Annotated in this window: 16 protein-coding genes and 2 tRNA genes; 15 read left to right on the top strand and 3 right to left on the bottom strand. The window is 32.6% G+C overall.

What is annotated here, in order from left to right; translation table 11 throughout:
• Window positions 1-91: 91 nt before the first annotated feature.
• The 4 genes from gldK to gldN are packed head-to-tail and all read left to right on the top strand — an operon-like array spanning window position 92 to window position 4,783.
• On the top strand, window positions 92-1,531 hold the full coding sequence (gene gldK / locus B2217_RS12680) for a gliding motility lipoprotein GldK (RefSeq protein ID WP_280045239.1): 1,440 nt from the start codon (window positions 92-94) through the stop codon (window positions 1,529-1,531).
• A 36-nt stretch (window positions 1,532-1,567) separates the two neighbouring features.
• Window positions 1,568-2,239, top strand: a complete 672-nt coding sequence (gldL, locus tag B2217_RS12685) for a gliding motility protein GldL (RefSeq protein WP_125349619.1) — start codon at window positions 1,568-1,570, stop codon at window positions 2,237-2,239.
• A 49-nt stretch (window positions 2,240-2,288) separates the two neighbouring features.
• Window positions 2,289-3,857 carry a GldM family protein gene (locus B2217_RS12690; protein ID WP_180905131.1) on the top strand — a complete coding sequence of 523 codons (1,569 nt, stop codon included), beginning with the start codon at window positions 2,289-2,291 and terminating at the stop codon, window positions 3,855-3,857.
• Window positions 3,858-3,880: 23 nt separating this feature from the next.
• Complete coding sequence (gene gldN / locus B2217_RS12695; RefSeq protein WP_038332933.1) at window positions 3,881-4,783, top strand: gliding motility protein GldN; 903 nt, start codon at window positions 3,881-3,883, stop codon at window positions 4,781-4,783.
• A gap of 166 nt (window positions 4,784-4,949) precedes the next feature.
• On the opposite strand, the gene B2217_RS12700 is transcribed toward gldN, so the two are convergent.
• Window positions 4,950-6,002 carry an endonuclease/exonuclease/phosphatase family protein gene (locus B2217_RS12700; protein WP_280045240.1) on the bottom strand — a complete coding sequence of 351 codons (1,053 nt, stop codon included), beginning with the start codon at window positions 6,000-6,002 and terminating at the stop codon, window positions 4,950-4,952.
• 73 nt (window positions 6,003-6,075) lie between these two features.
• Between B2217_RS12700 and B2217_RS12705 the strand changes: the two genes are divergently transcribed.
• Both B2217_RS12705 and B2217_RS12710 read left to right on the top strand, forming a co-directional pair.
• Window positions 6,076-7,134 (top strand): NAD(P)/FAD-dependent oxidoreductase, encoded by a 1,059-nt coding sequence (locus tag B2217_RS12705; RefSeq protein WP_280045241.1) that lies wholly within the window; start codon window positions 6,076-6,078, stop codon window positions 7,132-7,134.
• Window positions 7,135-7,145: 11 nt separating this feature from the next.
• Window positions 7,146-7,613 (top strand): hypothetical protein, encoded by a 468-nt coding sequence (locus B2217_RS12710; protein ID WP_280045242.1) that lies wholly within the window; start codon window positions 7,146-7,148, stop codon window positions 7,611-7,613.
• 1 nt (window position 7,614) lies between these two features.
• Here the strand turns inward: B2217_RS12710 and B2217_RS12715 are convergent, their stop codons facing one another.
• Window positions 7,615-7,923, bottom strand: a complete 309-nt coding sequence (locus tag B2217_RS12715) for a hypothetical protein (protein ID WP_280045243.1) — start codon at window positions 7,921-7,923, stop codon at window positions 7,615-7,617.
• A 126-nt stretch (window positions 7,924-8,049) separates the two neighbouring features.
• On the opposite strand from B2217_RS12715, the gene B2217_RS12720 reads away from it, so the two are divergent.
• The 4 genes from B2217_RS12720 (at window position 8,050) to B2217_RS12735 (ending at window position 10,869) form a co-directional block, all read left to right on the top strand.
• Window positions 8,050-9,966: an ABC-F family ATP-binding cassette domain-containing protein gene (locus B2217_RS12720; protein WP_280045244.1), complete on the top strand. Its 1,917-nt coding sequence runs from the start codon at window positions 8,050-8,052 to the stop codon at window positions 9,964-9,966.
• A 74-nt stretch (window positions 9,967-10,040) separates the two neighbouring features.
• The gene (locus tag B2217_RS12725) at window positions 10,041-10,520 is read left to right on the top strand and encodes a DNA-deoxyinosine glycosylase (protein WP_280045245.1); all 480 of its coding nucleotides are present in this window, start codon (window positions 10,041-10,043) and stop codon (window positions 10,518-10,520) included.
• A gap of 169 nt (window positions 10,521-10,689) precedes the next feature.
• Window positions 10,690-10,762, top strand: a tRNA-Gly gene (locus B2217_RS12730).
• Between the two features lie 23 nt (window positions 10,763-10,785).
• Window positions 10,786-10,869, top strand: a tRNA-Leu gene (locus tag B2217_RS12735).
• 125 nt (window positions 10,870-10,994) lie between these two features.
• Here B2217_RS12735 and rho read toward each other — a convergent pair.
• Window positions 10,995-12,632 (bottom strand): transcription termination factor Rho, encoded by a 1,638-nt coding sequence (gene rho, locus B2217_RS12740; RefSeq protein ID WP_291122750.1) that lies wholly within the window; start codon window positions 12,630-12,632, stop codon window positions 10,995-10,997.
• Between the two features lie 175 nt (window positions 12,633-12,807).
• Here rho and B2217_RS12745 point away from each other — a divergent pair, with 175 nt between their 5' ends.
• From B2217_RS12745 to B2217_RS12765, 5 genes are all read left to right on the top strand, one after another.
• The gene (locus B2217_RS12745; RefSeq protein WP_038332961.1) at window positions 12,808-13,221 is read left to right on the top strand and encodes a DUF4293 domain-containing protein; all 414 of its coding nucleotides are present in this window, start codon (window positions 12,808-12,810) and stop codon (window positions 13,219-13,221) included.
• 262 nt (window positions 13,222-13,483) lie between these two features.
• Window positions 13,484-15,670 (top strand): glutamine synthetase III, encoded by a 2,187-nt coding sequence (locus B2217_RS12750; RefSeq protein ID WP_038332964.1) that lies wholly within the window; start codon window positions 13,484-13,486, stop codon window positions 15,668-15,670.
• Window positions 15,671-15,845: 175 nt separating this feature from the next.
• Window positions 15,846-16,763: a T9SS-dependent choice-of-anchor J family protein gene (locus B2217_RS12755; RefSeq protein ID WP_038332966.1), complete on the top strand. Its 918-nt coding sequence runs from the start codon at window positions 15,846-15,848 to the stop codon at window positions 16,761-16,763.
• A 109-nt stretch (window positions 16,764-16,872) separates the two neighbouring features.
• The gene (prfA, locus tag B2217_RS12760) at window positions 16,873-17,964 is read left to right on the top strand and encodes a peptide chain release factor 1 (RefSeq protein WP_180905122.1); all 1,092 of its coding nucleotides are present in this window, start codon (window positions 16,873-16,875) and stop codon (window positions 17,962-17,964) included.
• Between the two features lie 85 nt (window positions 17,965-18,049).
• Window positions 18,050-18,703: a phosphoribosylanthranilate isomerase gene (locus B2217_RS12765; protein WP_244957966.1), complete on the top strand. Its 654-nt coding sequence runs from the start codon at window positions 18,050-18,052 to the stop codon at window positions 18,701-18,703.
• The last annotated feature ends 2 nt before the right edge of the window (window positions 18,704-18,705 follow it).

The following is an 18,705-nucleotide window of genomic DNA, read 5'->3' on the forward strand; positions in this document are numbered from 1 at the left end:
TAAAAATCAATTAATAAATTGCCTTAATTTGTAGCCTTATTAATTGAGAACTAAAAGTATAAAACCTGTATAAAAATAAATCTATAACAGAATGAATAGAATTTTGGTAAGTGCATTGTTGCTATCTCTTTCTTTATCATCATGTAAAATGTTGAAGAACAGAGGGAGTAGTGATAGAAATGATGGACAAATAGTTTCGAAAACATCTTCGGCTTGGACGCCAGTTCGTCCAAAGGGAATGGTTCCGATTCCGAGTGGATCGTTTGTTTTAGGACAAACCGATTACGATTTTACAAAAACAAATGATGCTCCAGTAAAAACGGTTACTGTTACAGGTTTCTTTATGGATGATACAGAGATTACAAATTCTGAGTATCAGTATTTTGTAAATTATGTAAAAGATTCTATCGCTCGTACTGCTTTGGCAAACAAGGCAGAATCATTAGGTTTTGACCCAATGAATCCAAATAATGGAGCTGGAGGTATTGGGGATTATGCATACATTTCTGGTTCACAAGATGGACAAGGAACGCCATATGACGAATATATTAAAAACAGTAATACAGGTCGTGATGGTCAATCTTTAGATGCAAAGAAATTAAATTGGAAACAGCGCTTGGAGTGGGATAAATACAAATATCCAGATGTAGATTATGCAGAGGTTATGGAAGGGTTATATTATCCACCAGAAGAGCGTATGAATGGAGAAAGACGTATTGATACACGTAAATTAAACTATTCTTATGTAACAGTTGACCAAACTGCAGCTGCAAAAAAACGTGGTACTTTCCGTGTAGATTTTCGTAAAGAATTTAGTTTAAATATCTATCCAGATACAACAGTTTGGGTAAGAGATTTCAACTATTCTTACAATGATCCAATGCACCAAGATTATTTTTGGCACAAAGCTTACGCAAATTATCCTGTTGTAGGTATTAACTGGAATCAAGCAACTGCTTTTTGTGATTTCCGTACAAGATATCATAATACAGCATTAAATAATAAGAAGAAAAGAGGAAGTCAAGTTAAAGTAATTAGCTACCGTTTACCAACAGAAATTGAGTGGGAATACGCTGCAAAAGGTGGTTTAGAAAATGCACCTTATCCTTGGGGAGGACCTTACTTGACAGATGATAGAGGTTGTTATTTAGCGAACTTCAAACCAAAACGTGGAGATTATTTAGAAATCAACGATGGTAAGAAAACAGGTTATATGTATACAGCTCCTGTAAAAACATTCCGTGCAAATGGATATGGACTTTACGATATGGCTGGTAACGTAGCTGAGTGGACAAGTTCTCCTTACAACAGATCTTCTTATACAATGTCTTCAACACTTAATCCGTCAATTACAATGTCTGGAGAAGTAAATAGAAGTGTAAGAGGAGGATCTTGGAAAGATGTTGGATACTTATTAATGACTTCAGCAAGAGATTGGGAACATAAAGATTCAGCAAGAAGTTTCATCGGATTCCGTACAGTTCAATCATTCCCAGAAGGATCAAAAGTAAATTTTAGAAAAACCAAATAACCTAATTAATAAAACAATTTAATAAAAAGCACTCTTATGGCAGTACAAGCTTCAAAACAAGAACGTCTTACAAATTTTTTGTATAATTTCTTTGCCGCAGTAGTAATTATCGGGGCATTATGTAAAATTACTCACACGAATTTAGGACCAATATCAGCCAATTTAATCTTAACAATTGGATTAGTAGCTGAAGCATTCGTTTTCTTTTATTCAGCATTCTTCGATAAACCTCAAGGAAGCTATGAATGGGAAAAAGCTTATCCAGAATTATTAAACGGAGAGCCAGTACAAAGAAAAACTGCGGCTGTTGCAACTGCAGGAAACAACTTAACTGCTGAGTTAGACAAAGTATTAGCAGATGCAAAATTAGACAAAGAAGTTTTCGAAAGATTACGTGGTTCTTTAGATAAATTTGGTTCAGCTGTTAATGAATTAAACACAACAACATCAGCTGTTGCCTCAACAGAACAATATAGCAACGAAATTGCAAAAGCATCAACTAATATCAGCCAATTAAATGCTGTATATGCTGAGCAAATTGTAAATAGCCAAAAACAAGTAGAATTAAATAAACAATTTATCGAAGAAATGCAAAAATCTTCAGGTAGTTCAGAGCAATTCTTGAAAGAAATGCAAGAGCTTTCTGCTAACATTAATGCATTAAACAAAGTATACGGAGGTATGCTTTCTGCAATGAAAAACAACTAATCATTGTACGATAAATTAAACTAATTATTCATTAATTCTATAAATTATTATGGCAGGAGGTGGTAGACTAACCGGACGTCAGAAGATGATCAACCTGATGTATCTCGTGTTCATTGCAATGATGGCTTTGAACGTGGATCGTGAGGTGTTGAGATCTTTCGAAACGATAAATACTTCTTTAGAGTCAACAACGACTTTAACGAAAACAAATAACGATACCTTCTATGGTCAAATTGATCTAAAAGCGAAGGATGATCCAACTTATGCAAAAACTCAAGCTGAGGCTGCAGAAGTTAAAAAGCAAACAAATGATTTTGTTGCTTATATCGATGGATTGAAAAAAGAATTAGCTGGTGCAGATTTTGTTTCTGGAGCAGAAGATACAGATTACAATGCATTGTCTAATACGGAGCCTGTTGTTTCTTTATTTTTTAAAGGAAAAGGAGGTGACAAAGGAAATGAGAAAGCACAAGAGTTTACAAACAAAATTGATGGTTTCAGAAATTTCTTAATGACTTTCGCTAAGCAAAGTCCTGATGCTAAAAATGCTGAAGCTCGTATCAACGAATTTTTTGGAACAACTCCAAAATCGAAGAAACAAAGTTGGATGCAAGAGAGATTCTATGATCAACCAATGGTTGCATCATTAACGAATTTATCTAAAATGCAAATGGATGCACGTACAGAAGAAGGTAACTTAGTAAGAGCACTATTATCTGGTAAATTAGAAGAAAAAATCGAGTTGGATGCTTTCCAAGGTTTATTCTTATCGCCAGGTGTTGTAAAAGTAGGTGACGAAGCTGTTCTTAATGTAGTTTTAGGAGCTTACGATAATTCAATCAAAGGTTCTGTTTCTACAAGTGTTGGTTCTGCTGCTGTTGTTGATGGTAAAGCATCTATTAAGTTGAATACATCTGCAGTTGGTATGCATCAATTAACAGGTAACATTACTTATGTGTCGAATGGAAAAACTAAAACGGTTAATATTGCACCTTCAACTTATCAAGTTGTAGCTCAAACATTAGATAAAAAAGCTGCAGAAATTATTGAAAAAGATCCAACAGGAGGTTCTATTGTTGCAGATAATTTACGTGTAGTTTACCGTGGAGTAACTAACCCAATTTCAGCTACAATCAACGGAGCAAATGGACCTGTTAGTTTAAGCGCTTCTTCTGGAAGTCCTTCTGGAGCGGGTGCTAACAAATGGAATTATACACCTGGAGGAGGAAACGAAGTGGTGTTTACGGCATCTGCAAGAGCAAGTTCTGGTAAAACATTATCAGTTCGCGAAACATTCCGTATCAAACCAGTTCCACCAGCACGTGGTGTAATTTTAGGAAATACAAGTCCAGCTATTCCAGATAATGGAATTGCAGCACAAACAATTCGTGTAGATTGGCCAGATTTCTTATTCCCAATTTCGGGAGAAGTAACATCTTTCAATGTTAAAGTTCCTGGTCAGGCAACGGCTCGTGTTTCTGGAAATAAAATGTCAGGAGCGGCTGGAGTTATTTCGAAAGCGAAAAAAGGTGATATTATTGGTGTTTTCGATATTAAATATCGTACAAATTCAGGAGCAACTGGAGAAGCATCATCTATCGCAATTCAAGTACAATAATTTAAAAAGTAAAAATTTAAAATATGAAGTATCTTTTGTTTGGTTTAATGAGTTTTTTCTCAACTCTTACAATGGCGCAAAATGTTCTTAATGCTGTTTCGCCTGAACAGTTAAGAAAAGACCGCGAAAATAAAACAAGAGTTGATGAAGCTGGAGATACAGTAAGTACGGCTCAAGATCCTATGAAATATGGCTTTATCGAAGATAAAGATGTTTTATGGTCGAAAGTTGTATGGGAAGTAATTGATTTGAATGAGCGTCTAAATCAACCTTATTATAGATCTGGTGATGAGTTAGTGCAAAATTCAAAATCATTATACGATGTATTGGTTGACGGAGTTCGTAGCAAAAAGATTAGAGAAGTTTACGACGATGAGTACTTTCAAACTAAAATGAGTTATGAGCAAATTATGGCTCGTAATGAGAAGAAAGATACACAACAGTATTACTACGATATGAAAGCTGCTGGAGAAACTCCTGACGAAGCTGCTATTTTTAATTATAAAATTAAATCTGACGATATCAAAATGGTAAAAACGAAAGGTCTTTGGTACATTGATCGTCGTTTAGGAGAATTAAAATATCGTTTATTAGGTTTAGCAATTATGGGACCTGATGCGCAGTCTTTAGGGACTGAGTTTGCTGACGGAGCTTTCGTAGATTTATTCTGGATTTGGTATCCAGATGCTCGTAATGTTTTGGTGAATGCAACGGTATTCAATCCAAGTAATTCAAATTCGGCAATTACATATGATGAGATGTTAAATGCACGTAGATTTAGTTCTATTATTTACAAAGCTCAAACAATGTATGGAACGAAAATGATTGATGATTACATTCCAAATGATGCGAAAGGTCAATTAGAAGAACATCACAAAATTAGAAATTCTATCATTCAGTCAGAAGCTGATATGTGGAATTACTAATCAGAATACAAAACAAAAAAAATCCAGTCATTTGACTGGATTTTTTTGTTTATATATTTATAAGAATTTAACTTTCTAAAATCTAAAATCTAAAATCTAAAATCTAAAATCTAAAATCTAAAATCTAAAATCTAAAATCTAAAATCTAAAATCTAAAATCTAAAATTTAATTCGCATCTCCTTTTTCAATTCCTTCCTCTATTTTTTCTTCAACTTCAACCTTCTCTTCATGGTCCAATTTCATTTCTCCCGAATCATCATCACTACGTAAAACAACTTGAATACTGATAGGAAAATGATCCGAACCAATATTTGGTTCTCGTATCATATCAATTAATCGAAATTGAGAACTCAAAAAATAATGATCCAAAGGCCAACGTAAGAACCAATGATGCGCATGAAAAGTATTGAACATTCCACGACCACGACGAGGATCTAAAAGTTGCGAAGTTTTCAAAAATAAACGTGTTGTTCTGCTCCACGCAACATCATTCAAATCTCCAAAAACAATACACGCTTTTCCATATTCTTTCGCTTGTTTTCCAATAATCAAAATCTCAGCATCGCGTTCAGCACTTTCTTCATTTTCTTGCGGAACTGGCGGAGTTGGATGTAAACCATACAAACGAACAATTTGATTATTATATTCGATATCAGCAATAATTGAAGGGATTTCTGTGCTGATTAAATAATTAATTTCTTGGTATTTTATAGGTAATTTAGAGTAAAACAATAATCCATAAGTATTTTCTAACGGAACTTCTATTTTGTACTCAAAATCGTTTGTAGCCTCTTTTATTTGTTCCATCCATTCGTTGTTCGTTTCTAATAAAAAAACGATATCAGGATTTCTTTTCTTAATTAATTCAACCAAATTTTGATATTTCGTATTGTCTTGCAAAACATTATAAACAAGTAAATCAAGCGGTTTTTCATTTGGTTTTAAGAATACTTGTTCAATCATTTTTTTACCAAAAGGAGAATAAGGAATAATGACCCAAAGCAAATAAATCGCAGCAAAAATCAAACAAATAAATAAACTTATTGTGACTGAAGTTTTAGGTACAAAAATGAATAAAATAGAAGTTACAATTACCAAAGCAAATTTTTGAAATCGAGGATAATCAAAAACTCTAACCGTCCAATGTGTATGTTTGATGAAAGGAATAATGACGGAAAGGATAATGAGGCAGGAAATTATGGTATAGAATATTTGCATAAAATGGTTGATTTTAAGAATAAAGATAAGTAAAACCGAAACATTATTTACCTTTGTAATCAAATTTTAGAAATTGAAAAAAGTAGAATATATCATCGTTGGTCAAGGTGTTGCAGGGAGTTGTATGGCGATGAAATTGTTGAAAGAAAAGAAATCTTTTGTGGTAATTGATAATCATTTTCACAAAGCATCGGCGATTGCTGCTGGAATTTTTAATCCTGTAGTGCTAAAACGATTTTCAATTGTTTGGAATGCAACAAAACAAATCGAACGATTACGCGAAGTTTTTGGTGATTTTGAACAATTATTAAACAAAAAATATATCTACAATTTTCCTGTTTATAGAATTTTTAATGACGAACAAGAGAAAAAAACGTGGCTGAAAAAAGCGACAACTCATCCAGATTTGATTGATTATTTAGCAACTGATACAGAACAATTGAATGATTTTTCTTCAATCAATTCTCCGATTGGTTCTGGCGAAGTTTTACATACAGGTCGTGTTGATTTGACAAATCTTTTGGCTGATTTTAAAGATTATTTAGTTGAAAATGATTTGTTTCTTGATGAGACTTTTGATTTTAATGAGTTAAAATTAGATGATAATCAAACGAGCTATAAAAATATCGAATCAACTAAAATAATTTTTGCTGAAGGTTATAATATTTTGAACAATCCTTATTTCAAAAATTTACCTGTAATTGGTGTAAAAGGTGAAGTGTTGAAAATTGAAACAGATGCTAATTTACCTGAAGCTGTTGTGAAAGGAAAAGAATTTTTAATGCCTTTAGAAAATAATCAATATTTTGTAGGCGCAACTTACGATCGCGATCATGTGAATTACGAAAACACTGAAGAAGCTAAGAAATATTTGATTGAAGGAGTTCAGAATTTTTTCAAAGATGATTTTGAAGTTGTGGAACAACATGCGTCAATTCGTCCAACGGTTGTCGATCGTCGTCCGATTATTGGAGCGCATCCAATGCATCAACAATTGATTTGTTTGAATGGAATGGGAACGCGTGGAACAATGTTAGCGCCTGTGATGGTGGATGATTTGTACGATTTTTTAGAGAATAATCAACCGATTGAAAAAGAAGCGAATATTGCACGTTTCTATGATCGATTTTAAACCAATTCTGAATGAAAGATTTTAATATAAAAATATTCGCAATTCAACTCGTAGCAAGCGTTTTGTTATTCTTAGGAATTCAACAATTTTACGTTTTGGCAGAATTAGATTTGATTGAATTAATTCATTCAATGGGTAAAGATAATTTTGCTTTTTTGGTCAGAAAAAGTGACGAATTCGGAATTAGTGAGAAACTAAAACATTTAGCTACAATGAAAACAATTTTGAGTTTTGTAGGAATTGTTTTAGCATATGTTTTATGTTCAGTTATCAATCACAAACGCAATTATGATTGGAAAATAGCTGTAACGATAGTTGTATTGTGTTTTTTTGTTTTTCAATTCAGATTAATCAATCTTCCAATTAATTTTATAGCAACAAAAAATCTTGCATTGGCTTATTTTGTGCCAGCAACTTTTTCGATTCTGATCAGTTTTGTATTATATTTTTTCAGTTACAAAATAAAGGTTAAGAATTAATTTATTTCAGTAAACTCGCAATTAAGTTAGAAACGCCATGAATGAAAAAGTTTGGTAAATCAGTCGATTTATTTGGGTTAGAAATATCATAATTCACTTTTCCAAAATTTGGATTATTCAAGTCTATTTTTCTGTTAGATGGAATTAGTTTTAAATCTTTTTCAAGATTTGTTTTATAAACAAAACGATTAAATTGATTAAAATTAGTTGTTTGTTTACTATTCAAAGAATCAATTTTTAAAGTGTAATTTTGAGAAAATGATGATGTAGCAATCATAACTAAAGAGAACAATGCAATATATTTCTTCATAACAACTTGTTTATATTTAGCTAAATATACATGATTATTAGAATTTATTTTTACTTTTTTCAGTTATCTTACAAAACCTTAAAGCACTAAGTTTTCATCTAACAAAAAACATTGTATTTTTGCAAAATGTTATTAGTACAAAATTTAGGAGTTTATTTTGCGGGTAGATATTTATTCGAAAACGTTTCGTTCCGCATCAACAAAGGAAACCGTGTTGGTTTGGTAGGGAAAAATGGAGCAGGGAAATCTACTTTGCTTAAAATATTAGCCAAAAGTCAGCAATCTTCAGAAGGTGAAGTTGTTTACGAAGGCGACGTTACAATCGGATATTTATCGCAAGATATTGATTTTGTACAAGGAAGAACGGTTTGGCAAGAAGCGGATTCTGCTTTTGAGCAATTGGTTGAAATTCAGGAACGTATTGATTTTGTAAACAAAGAATTAGCTGAAAGAACAGATTACGAATCTGATGAATACGGAAAATTAATTGAAGATATTTCGCATTTAACAGAACGTTTCGGACTTTTAGGAGGTTACACAAAAGATGCTGAAATCGAACAAATTTTAATTGGTTTAGGATTCAAAAATTCAGATTTTCATCGTCCAACAGAAGAATTTTCTGGAGGTTGGAGAATGCGAATTGAATTAGCAAAACTATTGTTGCAAAAACATGATGTAATGCTTTTAGATGAGCCTACCAACCACTTGGATATCGATTCGATTGTTTGGTTAGAAGATTTCTTGAAAGATTATCCTGGCGCTGTTGTGTTGGTTTCGCACGACCGTCAATTTTTGGATAATGTAACCAATCGTACCATCGAAATTGCGAATCGTCATATCTCAGATTTCAAGGCGAATTATACGCGTTATTTAGAATTGCGTGAAGATCGTCGTGAGAAATTAGAGCAGGCACAGAAAAATCAAGAACAAATGATTAAGCACACGGAAGATTTGATTTCTAAATTCCGAGCAAAAGCGAACAAAGCTTCGATGGCGCAATCATTAATCAAAAAATTAGATAAAATAGAACGCATCGAAATTGAAAATGATGATGTAACGAAGATGAATATCCGTTTTGTGGATGCTGTTCAGCCAGGTAAAATTATTTTCGAGTTAGATGATGTTGGAGTTGCTTTTGGTGATCATCAAGTTTTTGATCATGTTTCTTTTTATGTAAATCGTGGAGAGAAAGTAGCCTTTGTTGGTCAAAATGGTCAAGGAAAAACGACTTTATCGCGTGCGATTATCAACGAACAAGAACATTCAGGTAAAATAAAGCATGGACATAATGTAGAAATCGGATATTTTGCTCAAAATCAAGCACATGTTTTGAATGATAAATTAACGGTTTTAGAAGAAGCGGAAAATTCTGCAACAGAAGAAACACGTAAACATGTTCGCGATTATTTAGGTGCATTTATGTTTGGTGGCGATGCGGTAGAGAAAAAAGTTTCGGTTCTTTCGGGAGGTGAGCGAAATCGTTTGGCGTTGTGTAAATTGTTGTTGCGTCCATTCAATGTATTAATCATGGATGAGCCGACAAATCACTTGGATATTGTATCAAAAGAATTATTGAAAAAAGCTTTACAAAAATATTCAGGAACATTAATTTTAGTTTCTCACGACCGTGAATTTTTAGAAGGTTTAGTGGATAAAGTTTTCGATTTTCGTAATGGTCAAGTGAAAGAATATCTTTCTGGAATTGATGATTATTTAGCACAAATTAAAGCGGGAAGTTTCCGTGAAGTGGAGAAAGGAAATAGTTTGGCTGCACCAAAAGAAGAGAAGCCGATTGAGGTTAAAATAGAACAAGCGAAACGAGTTTTATCTTTTGAGGAAGAAAAAGAGCAAAAACGCCTTAAAAATAGATTGTCAAGAATCGAAACGGAAATTTCTGATTTAGAAACGAAGATTGCCGATTTAGAAAATAAATTGCATTCAGGTTCGCAAACGCAGCAAGAATTGGATAAATATTCGAATCTGAAAAATGATCTAGATAAAAAAATGTTGGAGTGGGAGGAGGTTTCTGAACTGATTATCTAACGAAAGAAATAAAATAAAAAGTGCTACAATTTGTAGCACTTTTTTTGTACATTATATTTTTAGAATAAGACAAAATGCATAAACAATCTTTTGCTGCAATTATATCAGAACAACCAAAAACATTAATTCTTGGCTCTTTGCCTGGAGATTTATCGTTAGAAGTCAATCAATATTATGGGCATCCACGTAATCGATTTTGGAAAATGATGTTTGAGATTTTCGTGACAGAATTTTCAGAAGATTATGAAATAAGAAAACAACTTATTTTACAAAATAAGTTAGCGCTTTGGGATGTTGCGCATTCTGCTTATAGAAAAGGAAGCATGGATGTGGATATGAAAAATGTTTCGCCAAATCAAATTGATGAATTGTTGACTGAACATCCTACAATCGAGAAAATAATTTTCAATGGAAAGAAAGCAGAGCAATTATTTTGGAAATATTTTGATAAAAAATCATCCATTGAGTATATTTCTTTGCCAAGTACAAGTCCAGCAAATGCCCAATTTTCTTACGAACGATTGCTTGAAATTTGGAAAAATGCAATTATTTAAGATGAATTTTTAATGTTCAAAATAATTTAATCGAAGAAAAGTAAAATTATTTTAGTGCTTAAAAATATTATGATGAGAAACTTAGCTTTTGATGTAAAATAATTATGAAAAAAATGTTTCCTAAAAGTTTTGTAATTAAAAAAGCTGTTCTATATTTGCACTCACAATCGCGGGAATAGCTCAATTGGTAGAGCGTCAGCCTTCCAAGCTGAATGTTGCGAGTTCGAGTCTCGTTTCCCGCTCAACTTCTTTCTTAGAAGTGGATGCCTTGGTGGTGGAATTGGTAGACACGCAGGACTTAAAATCCTGTGTCCATTAGGACGTGCGGGTTCAAGTCCCGCCTGAGGTACACAACAAAGCTCAAGAATTTATTTTCTTGGGCTTTTTTTTATTGCTGTATTTTTTATAAAATTGGAAACAAAAAAACCACCTAAATAACTTTAGATGGTTTTTGAAATTATAAGTTGTAATAAATTACTTATTCATAGAGATTAAAAACTCTTCGTTAGAGCGCGTATGTTTGATACGATCGTGTAAGAATTCCATCGCTTCTACAGGATTCATATCCGATAAATGGTTGCGAAGAACCCACATCAATTGTTGTGTTTTGTCGTCTAATAACAAATCATCTTTACGCGTAGAAGAACTTACCAAATCAATCGCAGGGAAAATACGTTTATTCGAAATCTTACGATCCAATTGTAATTCCATGTTACCTGTTCCTTTAAATTCCTCGAAAATAACTTCATCCATTTTAGAACCTGTATCAATCAAAGCAGTTGCAATAATTGTTAAAGAACCTCCATTTTCGATATTACGAGCCGCTCCAAAGAAACGTTTTGGTTTGTGCAACGCATTTGCATCAACACCACCCGACAATACTTTACCAGAAGCTGGAGAAACAGTGTTGTAAGCACGTGCCAAACGTGTAATAGAATCTAAAAGAATTACAACATCGTGTCCACATTCTACCATACGTTTTGCTTTCTCTAAAACGATATTCGCAACTTTCACATGGCGATTTGCTTCCTCATCAAACGTAGACGCAATAACCTCTCCGTTTACCGAACGTTTCATATCTGTTACCTCTTCCGGACGTTCATCGATTAATAAAACAATCAAATAAACTTCAGGGTGATTTTGTGCAATTCCATTCGCAATATCTTTCAATAACGTTGTTTTACCCGTTTTTGGAGGCGCCACAATCATTCCACGTTGACCTTTACCTATTGGTGTAAATAAGTCAATCACGCGATTTGATAAAGATTTAGAATTACTTAAATTGAATTTCTCGTTAGGGAAAAGTGGAGTTAAATGCTCAAAAGCAATACGATCACGTACATAATCTGGCGTACGACCGTTGATTTCTTTGATTTTGATTAAAGGAAAATATTTTTCACCTTCTTTTGGAGGACGAACTTCTCCTGTAATTGTATCTCCCGTTTTTAATCCAAATAATCTAATTTGAGATTGAGAAACATACACATCATCAGGCGAAGACAAATAATTAAAATCAGATGAACGTAAAAAACCATAATTATTATCTGGTAAAATCTCTAAAACACCTTCAGTTTCAATAATTCCATCAAATTCATAATTCGCAGCGCGATATTTATTTTTTTGATTTTGATTGTTGTGGTGATTATTTTGTTGAGATTGATCGTTTTGATTACGATTATCAGATTGATTATTTTTCTTCTGATTATTTTGGTTATTCTTTTTCAGATCTTGGCTTTTGTTTGATCGTTCCTGAAATTTATTAACGCGAGGATTATTTTCTTCCTTTTTTTCTGTTTCGGTAGAAATATTTTCAACTTTTTCAGTTTTTACTTCTTCTGCAACAGCCTCTTTTTGTTGAACTTCTCCTTCCGAATTCTGAACTCGTTTGCGTTTCGGTTTCTTTTCTTCTGTAGGTAGATTTTCAGCTTTATCTTTTTTAGCAGGTTTTGTTTCAGCTTTTTCTTCAACCTTTGGTTGGCTGTTGATAAAACCTAAAACAGCGTCTAACAATTCGCCTTTTTTTAATTTCTTATACCCATCGATTTTCAGTTGCTCTGCAACTTGTTGTAAATCTGGTAATTTGAATGATTTTAATTCTTCGATATCAAACATAATCCTATAATGAAGGTATTAATGTGTTTATATTTTTTTTATTCAATAAAGTAATTGGGAATCATAACAATAGAATTGTTATAAAGCGTATAAATTTGAGATTTATTAATGCAATAGTACGAATAATTATAAAAACTCAAAAAGTTTTTTTACATTTGTATTCGAAATTTAAGAAATGATTCAAAGAAAGCAAAGTATATATTTATTCTTAAGTGGAATAATTTCGAGTATATTCGCCATGAATTTTGATAAGCTGTTTGATATTCCATTAAATTGGTTACAAAATCCGGAGAAAGGAGATTACATTTTTTCGTTAGCCTTTTTCTCATCAGCTTTAATTTCATTTTTAACCATTATGTTTTTCAAAAAACGTAAGTTACAGATTAGCTTAGGATGGTTAAACATTATTTTGAATGTTTTATTAATTGGTTCTTTTGTATATTGTCTATTAACATTACCTGGAGAAGGAAATTCTGAGAAAGGTATTTGGGCATTAGTTCCTTTAGCTTCGATTGTGCTTCTGTCAATTGCCAATCGTTTGATTAAGAAGGATGATGATCTTGTAAAATCAGTAGACCGTTTCAGATAGACCAAAAACTTTTTATATTATGAGTGTCTAAAAGCAGTTTCAAGCAATTGAAACTGCTTTTTTCGTTTAAAGAAGTTTATTCGAATGTTAAATAAAAATTAATTTTACACTGATGTTTTGAAAATCTAAACTAAAATAAAGGGGTGTTGAATTTATTTGTAATGAAATTATAATTTAACCCCTAAAAAAATAGGGGTGTTTTTATTTTGTGTTTAATTTTTATTTATTTTTGCATCATAAAACAACACAAAGTAATTTTCTTATGACATCATTTCGTTTTGAAGCATTAAAAGCCGCAAGCAATCGCAAACCGGTAGCTGTTCCTGAATTAGGGAAAAAATCAGAAATTTTTGGAAGCAATGTTTTCAATGACAAAGCAATGCGTCAACATTTAACTTCAGAAGCTTATAAAGCCGTTCGTTCTGCAATGGATTATGGTACTAAAATCGACCGTAAAATGGCAGATTTTGTTGCTTTAGGAATGAAAGAATGGGCGATGAGCAAAGGTGTAACACATTATACGCACTGGTTTCAGCCATTAACAGGAACAACAGCAGAAAAACATGATGCTTTTTTCGAAACTTCATTTGATGGAGCAGATCCTGTAGAAAAATTTAGTGGATCATTATTAGTTCAACAAGAACCAGATGCATCTTCTTTTCCAAATGGAGGAATTCGTAATACATTCGAAGCACGTGGATATACAGCTTGGGATCCAACCTCACCAGCATTTATTTTTGGAACAACTTTATGCATTCCGACAGTATTTGTTTCGTACACAGGAGAAGCTCTAGATAATAAAACACCTTTGTTAAGAGCGCTTTTATCAATTGATGAAGCAGCTACAGAAGTAGCGAAGTTCTTCGATAAAAATGTGAAGAAAGTAACTCCGACTTTAGGTTGGGAACAAGAATATTTTTTAATTGATGATGCTTTAGCGGCTTCTCGTCCAGATATTTTACAAACTGGTAGAACGTTGTTAGGACATGTTTCTGCAAAAGGTCAACAATTAGAAGATCATTATTTTGGTTCGATTCCTACACGTGTTTTAAATTATATGCGCGATTTAGAAAACGAATGTATGTTGTTGGGAATTCCTGTAAAAACTCGTCACAACGAAGTTGCGCCGAATCAATTTGAGTTAGCGCCAATTTTCGAAGAAACGAATTTAGCAGTTGACCACAATTCATTATTAATGGATGTGATGCAAAAAGTAGGTGAGCGTCATCATTTTAAAGTATTGTTTCACGAAAAACCATTCAAAGGAGTTAACGGATCGGGAAAACACAATAACTGGTCGTTAGCAACAGATACTGGAGTAAATTTATTAGCGCCAGGAAAAACACCAAACAGCAATTTACAGTTTTTAACGTTTTTTATCAATACCATCAAAGCAGTTTCAATTTACGAGGAATTGTTACGTGCTTCTATCGCTTCTGCTTCTAATGACCACCGTTTAGGTGCGAATGAAGCGCCACCGGCAATTATTTCAATTTTTATTGGTCAACAATTGACAAAAGTATTGGAAGAATTAGAAGGTGTTTCGACAGGAAAATTATCTCCAGAAGAAAAAACTGATTTAAAATTAAACGTTGTTGGGAAAATTCCAGACGTTTTATTAGATAATACAGATCGTAATAGAACTTCACCATTTGCTTTTACAGGAAATAAATTTGAGTTCCGCGCTGTAGGATCAACTGCAAACTGTGCAAATGCGATGACAACCTTGAACGCAATTGTAGCAAAACAATTGATTGATTTCAAAAAAGAAGTTGATGCCTTGATTGAAACAGGTTTGAAAAAAGACGAAGCAATTTTCAATGTTTTACGTGAGTATATCAAAGAAACAAAAAATATATTATTCGAAGGAGACGGATACAGCAAAGAATGGGAAGAAGAAGCAGCTCGTAGAGGATTGTCAAATCACAAAACAACTCCATCAGCTTTAAAAGCAAAAGTTTCTCAAAAATCGTTGGATTTATTCTCGGAGCTTAATGTAATGAACAACACAGAAGTTGAAGCGCGTTATGAAATCGAATTAGAAGATTACATCAAGAAAATTCAGATTGAAGGTCGTGTTTTAGGTGATATTGTGAGAAATCATATTATTCCGACAGCTTTCAAATATCAAAACATATTGATCAAAAACATTAAAGGATTCAAAGATATTTTTGGAGATGATTATGAAGAATATGCAGGCGAGCAATTAATTATTTTGAAGAAAATTTCGATGCATGTAAACGAATTAAACGCAAAATTGCACTTAATGATGGATGCACGTAAAGAAGCAAATGTGGTTGAATCTTTAGAAGAAAGAGCACATGCTTATTGTGATAAAGTAAAACCATATTATGACGAAATTCGTTACCACGCTGATAAGTTAGAATTAATGGTCGACAACGAATTCTGGGTTTTAACAAAATACAGAGAATTATTATTTACGAGATAATATTTTTAACAAAAAAACACAAAACCGATGATTTATCATCGGTTTTTTTATTCCAATAATTTATAAAGTAATTATTTTGAATAATTATAAAAAATACTTTTTAACACTATAATTTTGTTGTTTAAAGATATTTTTTTTAAGTTTATTAAATATTAACATTTAAAATGAATTACTTATGAAAAAAATTTTATTTTCTTTATTAACGATTGCAGCAGTTTCTGCAAATGCACAAATTTCAACTATTTTTGAAGATTCTTTTGAGACTTATACTGATTTTTCTGTAGGAGGTATAAATTCTATTGTAAGTAAAGGTAAAATAGGTGATTGGTCATTAGTTGATGGAGATAGGTCAACAACATATGGTTTCAATGGCATTACTTTTGCTAATTCGGGAAAACAAATGGCTTATATTGTGTTTAATTCAACTAAAACTACTCCGGTTATAACTCCTTCAGCAGGAAGTGATTGGACTGCTAGGACGGGAGAAAAAGCTATGGTTAGTTTTGCCGCTACAAAACCTAAAAATAATGATTGGCTAATCTCTCCTAAAATTAAATTAGCTGTTTCTGATAACGTTCTTAAGTTTTATGCAAAAGCAGGAGATGAAGAATATGGAATGGAAGAATTTAATGTATTAATTTCGACTACTGATACAAATACAACAAGTTTTACTAAATTAAAAAGTGAAGTAATTGATTATGATATTGAATATGCGGAATATTCATATGATTTATCAGCTTACAATGGGAAAGAAATTTATGTAGCTATTCAATGTGTTTCAAATGATCAATTTGGATTTATTCTTGATGATTTTAGTGTTTCAGGTAATTCATCATTAGCTACTTCTGACATTAATACAAAACAAGTTACTAACGTTTATCCTAATCCAGTTGAAGATTCTTTTAAAATTGATTTAGGTACAACTTTAAATAAAGCGAACGTTACAATTGAATTATATGATATGGTTGGTAAAAAAGTACAATCATTTGATTATGCAGATTCTTATAACATTTCTTCTTTACCAAAAGGAGTATATGTTTTAAAAATTAACGATGGAGCAACTAAAGTTGTGAAAAAGATTGTTAAAAAATAATTATATAACAACTAATAAATCACAAAACCGATGAGAAATCATCGGTTTTTTTTATTCAAATTTTCTGAATCCCTTGAGTTATTGTATCTTTGCAATCCAATAAAAGTATATGGCAGATTTAGGTCTATTAGATAAATTAAGAGCAATCAAACAACGTTTCGATGAGGTGGCAGATTTAATCATCCAACCAGATATCGTAACAGATCAAACTCGTTATGCGAAATTAAACAAAGAATATTCTGATTTGAAAGACTTTGTTGAAATGCAAAAACAATACGAAAACTTAATCAATGTAATTGAAGAAGCAGACGAAATTATTGCAGATGGTTCTGATGCAGAAATGGTTGAGTTAGCTAAAATAGAAAAAGACGAAGCAATCAATGCGATTCCACCTTTAGAGGAAGAAATCAAAATGATGTTGATTCCAAAAGATCCAGAAGATGAGAAAAACATCATTGTCGAGTTACGTTCTGGTACAGGAGGAGATGAAGCAGCGATTTTCGTAGAAGATATTTACCGCATGTATTCGATGTATTTCAAAGAAAAAGGATGGAAACACGAAGTATTAAATACTTCTGAAGCATCTGGAAAAGGATACAAAGAGTTGGTGATGCAAGTAGAAGGAAATGCAGTGTACGGAACAATGAAATACGAATCGGGTGTTCACCGTGTACAACGTGTTCCTGAAACAGAATCGCAAGGGCGTGTGCATACATCGGCGATTACGGTTGCGGTTTTACCAGAAGCAGAGGAGGTTGATGTAGTGATTAATCCAGCAGATTTGGAGTATCAAACAGCGCGTTCGTCTGGTGCGGGAGGACAAAATGTAAATAAAGTTGAAACGAAAGTTCAATTAACGCACAAACCTTCTGGAATTGTAATTGTTTGTCAAGAAGCGCGTTCTCAACACAAGAACCGTGAAAAAGCCTTACAATTATTACGTACAAAATTGTATGAAATTGAGTTTGAGAAAAAACATTCAGAACGTTCTGCTCAGCGTAAATCGTTAGTTTCTACTGGTGACCGTTCGGCTAAAATTCGTACATACAACTATCCGCAAGGACGTGTAACAGATCACCGTATCAATAAATCAATTTATAATTTGGATAACTTTATGAATGGAGATATTCAAGAAATGATTGATGCATTGAAAATGGCAGAAAATGCAGAAAAATTAAAAGGTTCGGAAGAAGATTTCTAAAATCAATTCTAAATCTTAGATCATACAAACACTTCAAGAAATTGAGGTGTTTTTTTATATATTTATAATATTAAAATCAAAACAAATGATGAAAACAAGAGTTAAAATTTGTTGTATTAGTAGTAAAGAAGAAGCGCAACAAGCAATAAAATATGGAGCGAATGGATTAGGTTTGGTGGGTAATATGCCAAGCGGACCTGGAGTAATTGGTGATGATTTAATCAAAGATATTACTAAAACTATTCCACCAACATTGGCTTCGTTTTTATTAACAAGTGAAACAACTGCAGAAGCAATTATTCAACATTATAAAAAAGTTTATACCAATACAATTCAGTTGGTTGATGAACTGAAAAACGAAGAATATCAAATTTTGAGAAACGAATTACCTTGGGTAAAGTTGGTACAAGTGATTCATGTGATTGATGAAAATTCGGTAACGGAAGCGGTAGAGAAATCTCAATTTGTAGATGCAATTTTGCTGGATAGTGGCAATCCAAATTTACAAGTAAAAGAATTGGGCGGAACTGGACGCACACACAATTGGGCGATTAGTAAAAAAATTAGAGAAGAAATTAATATTCCTCTATTTTTGGCTGGAGGTCTTAATCCTGATAATGTTCGTGAAGCGATTGATGCTGTTCAACCTTTTGGTGTAGATATTTGCAGTGGTGTAAGAACTGACGGAAAATTAGACGAAAAGAAATTAGACGCTTTTTTTAGAGCAGTTAATGGATAGAA

This window comes from Empedobacter sp. UBA7620 (assembly GCF_002484185.1).
GTDB classification, from domain to species: domain Bacteria; phylum Bacteroidota; class Bacteroidia; order Flavobacteriales; family Weeksellaceae; genus Empedobacter; species Empedobacter falsenii_C.

Bases quoted from the DNA above. Each gene is read 5' to 3' on its own strand.
- B2217_RS12725 (WP_280045245.1), top strand. From the start codon at position 10,041: ATGCATAAACAATCTTTTGCTGCAATTATATCAGAACAACCAAAAACA.
- B2217_RS12720 (WP_280045244.1), top strand. From the start codon at position 8,050: ATGTTATTAGTACAAAATTTAGGAGTTTATTTTGCGGGTAGATATTTA.
- B2217_RS12710 (WP_280045242.1), top strand. From the start codon at position 7,146: ATGAAAGATTTTAATATAAAAATATTCGCAATTCAACTCGTAGCAAGC.
- B2217_RS12700 (WP_280045240.1), bottom strand. From the start codon at position 6,002: ATGCAAATATTCTATACCATAATTTCCTGCCTCATTATCCTTTCCGTC.
- prfA (WP_180905122.1), top strand. From the start codon at position 16,873: ATGGCAGATTTAGGTCTATTAGATAAATTAAGAGCAATCAAACAACGT.
- gldK (WP_280045239.1), top strand. From the start codon at position 92: ATGAATAGAATTTTGGTAAGTGCATTGTTGCTATCTCTTTCTTTATCA.
- B2217_RS12690 (WP_180905131.1), top strand. From the start codon at position 2,289: ATGGCAGGAGGTGGTAGACTAACCGGACGTCAGAAGATGATCAACCTG.
- B2217_RS12765 (WP_244957966.1), top strand. From the start codon at position 18,050: ATGATGAAAACAAGAGTTAAAATTTGTTGTATTAGTAGTAAAGAAGAA.
- gldN (WP_038332933.1), top strand. From the start codon at position 3,881: ATGAAGTATCTTTTGTTTGGTTTAATGAGTTTTTTCTCAACTCTTACA.
- B2217_RS12715 (WP_280045243.1), bottom strand. From the start codon at position 7,923: ATGAAGAAATATATTGCATTGTTCTCTTTAGTTATGATTGCTACATCA.
- B2217_RS12755 (WP_038332966.1), top strand. From the start codon at position 15,846: ATGAAAAAAATTTTATTTTCTTTATTAACGATTGCAGCAGTTTCTGCA.
- rho (WP_291122750.1), bottom strand. From the start codon at position 12,632: ATGTTTGATATCGAAGAATTAAAATCATTCAAATTACCAGATTTACAA.
- B2217_RS12750 (WP_038332964.1), top strand. From the start codon at position 13,484: ATGACATCATTTCGTTTTGAAGCATTAAAAGCCGCAAGCAATCGCAAA.
- B2217_RS12745 (WP_038332961.1), top strand. From the start codon at position 12,808: ATGATTCAAAGAAAGCAAAGTATATATTTATTCTTAAGTGGAATAATT.
- gldL (WP_125349619.1), top strand. From the start codon at position 1,568: ATGGCAGTACAAGCTTCAAAACAAGAACGTCTTACAAATTTTTTGTAT.